3 protein-coding genes are annotated in these 2,423 nt (G+C 41.9%); all 3 read right to left on the minus strand.

Translation table 11 applies throughout. The annotated features are described in order from the left end of the window. Positions 1-607, minus strand: a 607-nt coding sequence (gene trkA, locus H5072_RS16985; protein WP_182694209.1) for a Trk system potassium transporter TrkA, incomplete at its 3' end; no start/stop codon positions are given. Between the two features lie 86 nt (positions 608-693). Continuing rightward, on the minus strand, positions 694-1,989 hold the full coding sequence (gene rsmB, locus H5072_RS16990; protein WP_004335167.1) for a 16S rRNA (cytosine(967)-C(5))-methyltransferase RsmB: 1,296 nt from the start codon (positions 1,987-1,989) through the stop codon (positions 694-696). Further along, on the minus strand, positions 1,982-2,423 hold a 442-nt coding region (locus H5072_RS16995; RefSeq protein WP_404936337.1), incomplete at its 5' end, for a methionyl-tRNA formyltransferase. The genes H5072_RS16995 and rsmB, both read right to left, overlap by 8 nt.

The raw sequence follows: 2,423 nt of genomic DNA on the forward strand, positions 1-2,423 counted from the left end.
TAACGGTGGTACCCAATGGTTTTATTGCTTTACCTTGACGATAAATAGCGGCAACACGAGTTTCTACATTAGGAATATGTTCTTTAAGTGCAGATAACGCATAACCTACAAGTAAACCGCCATAGTAAGCTTTTACGGCTACTAACGAGAGCATGCCATCAGCAAACTGCAATACTTGCAGAGCACCAGGGTAGTCAATTAAACGGCGAATATACTTAGTGACCAGTGCTTCGGGAGCAATGTAATGATCGATTGGTAAATCATCGTTTTGAAAAAGTTTTTCGCGGTATTTTAAGTATTGCTCTGAGCGAATACGAGCAATTTTAGTAGGCGTTTTAAAAATACTGTATGCCACTTGGCATGCAACCATGTTCACTTCATCTGAACTGGTTACCGCTATAATCATATCGGCATCTTCAGCACCTGCGCGGCGTAATACATCAGGATGCGCGCTGTGGCCCATAACCCCTTGTAAGTCGTACTTATCTTGAAGTTCACGTAATCGGTTACCGTCTATATCAACAACGGTAATTTCGTTTTGTTCGCCAACTAAGTTTTCAGCAAGCGTAGCACCAACTTGCCCGGCACCGAGTATAATTATTTTCATTATTTACCCGTGGTATTGATCATAATTTAATTAAAAAAATAGCCATTTAATGTTTCATAAATGGCTAACTATTTAGTGTACGGCTATTAGGCTTTTTTAACTAGCTTAGCGTAATAAAATCCATCACTTTCACCGGGCAGTAACTGCAAACCTGGCGTTGTTACGGTATCGTTTTCGTGTAGAGGTATATGTTCTACATCATCGTTATTAGCTAAAAACTTAGCAACTTGCTGTTGGTTTTCTTGTGGAAGAACTGAACACGTAGCATATACCAAAGTGCCACCTGGTTTTAACAGTGGCCAAATGCTATCAAGAATATCGCTTTGTAACTTGGCTAAGTCTTCGATATCTGATGCGCGACGTAACCATTTTATGTCAGGGTGACGGCGAATTACGCCAGTGGCCGAACAAGGCACATCAAGTAAAATACGATCAAATAATTTTTCATCCCACCAGGTATGTGGTTGCGATGCATCGCCACATTGTAGGTCTGCACCTAAGCCAATACGAGTTAAGTTTTGCTTAACACGTTCAAGGCGAGTTGAGTCGCTATCAAGTGCAAGTACATCAGCATCAGCAAGCTCTAAAATATGACATGTTTTACCGCCAGGGGCTGCGCAGGCATCCAAAATATAGTCGTCTGCTTTAGGTTCTAAAAAGCGGGCTGCCAACTGTGCTGCAGCATCTTGTACTGAACATGCACCTGTATCAAACTCAGGTAACGAAAATACATCACGTGGTTTGGCAAGCTTAATCCCATCAATAAAATCAGGGTTTAAGGTGTGTTCAATATCGTTAGCGCTGAGCATGTCACTGTATTCTTGCGTGCTAAATTGGGCTTGATTGACACGAAGCCACATTGGCGCTTGTTGCTGGTTTTCTTCAAGTAGTGCTTCCCAGCTATCTGGGTAGGCTGTTTGCACCTGTTTAATAAACCAATTTGGATGGTTGTATAAACATACCGGAATAAGCTTCGCTTTTTCTTCAAGCTCAGCTTGTTGACGCTGAAAGCTACGTAAAATGGCGTTTATCAGTCCTTTTAATCCTAAAGCGCGTAGTTGAGCCAGTGCGTTAACCGTTTCTGAAATGGCAGCATGAGGTGGTACGCGCATATGCTGCAGTTGATAAATACCTACGTATAATAAAAACTGAAATATTCTACGTTTACCTTTTAATGGCTGCTCTACTAAGTGTTGGCAGTAATTTTCAAGGCTCGGTAAGTAGCGTAAAACGCCATAACAAATTTGCTGTAGCAACGCTTTATCTTTAGGCGGCAAGCCTTGGCTTGCAAATGGAAGTTCTTGATTAAGCGATGCGCCTTTATCAACTACGTTATATAAAGTTTCAGCGGCAAGCGCTCGTACGTTTGGAACATTACTCATTGTTTTCGCCTAATATTGTGCCAGGAGTAACCCAGTCACTACGACCATTTAAAAAGTCGTTAATTGCCATTGGTTTTTTACCTTGCGGCTGTAATTGCGTAATACATAAAGCGTGTTCGCCACACGCCACTACTACGCCATTTTTGTCGCTTGATAAAATTTGCCCAGGATCACCTGATTGCAGCATAACCTGCGCTTGATGAATTTTTACTGTTTGCCCACCCATTTGGGTAAAGCACATTGGCCACGGGTTAAAAGAGCGAATGTTTCGCTCGATTTGAAGCGCACTCATGGACCAGTCGATATCAGCTTCCTCTTTAGAAAGCTTTTTAGCGTAGTTAGCAAGTTCATCGTTTTGAGGTTCAGGGGTGATCTCACCATTAGCTAATTTATTAATGGTTTCAATTAACGCATCTGGACCTAGCTCAGCAAGC

Origin of the sequence: Pseudoalteromonas sp. SR45-5, assembly GCF_014163565.1 — a bacterium.
GTDB lineage: Bacteria > Pseudomonadota > Gammaproteobacteria > Enterobacterales > Alteromonadaceae > Pseudoalteromonas > Pseudoalteromonas distincta.

Excerpts from the sequence above, each read along its gene's own strand:
- rsmB (WP_004335167.1), bottom strand. The coding sequence starts at position 1,989 with ATGAGTAATGTTCCAAACGTACGAGCGCTTGCCGCTGAAACTTTATAT.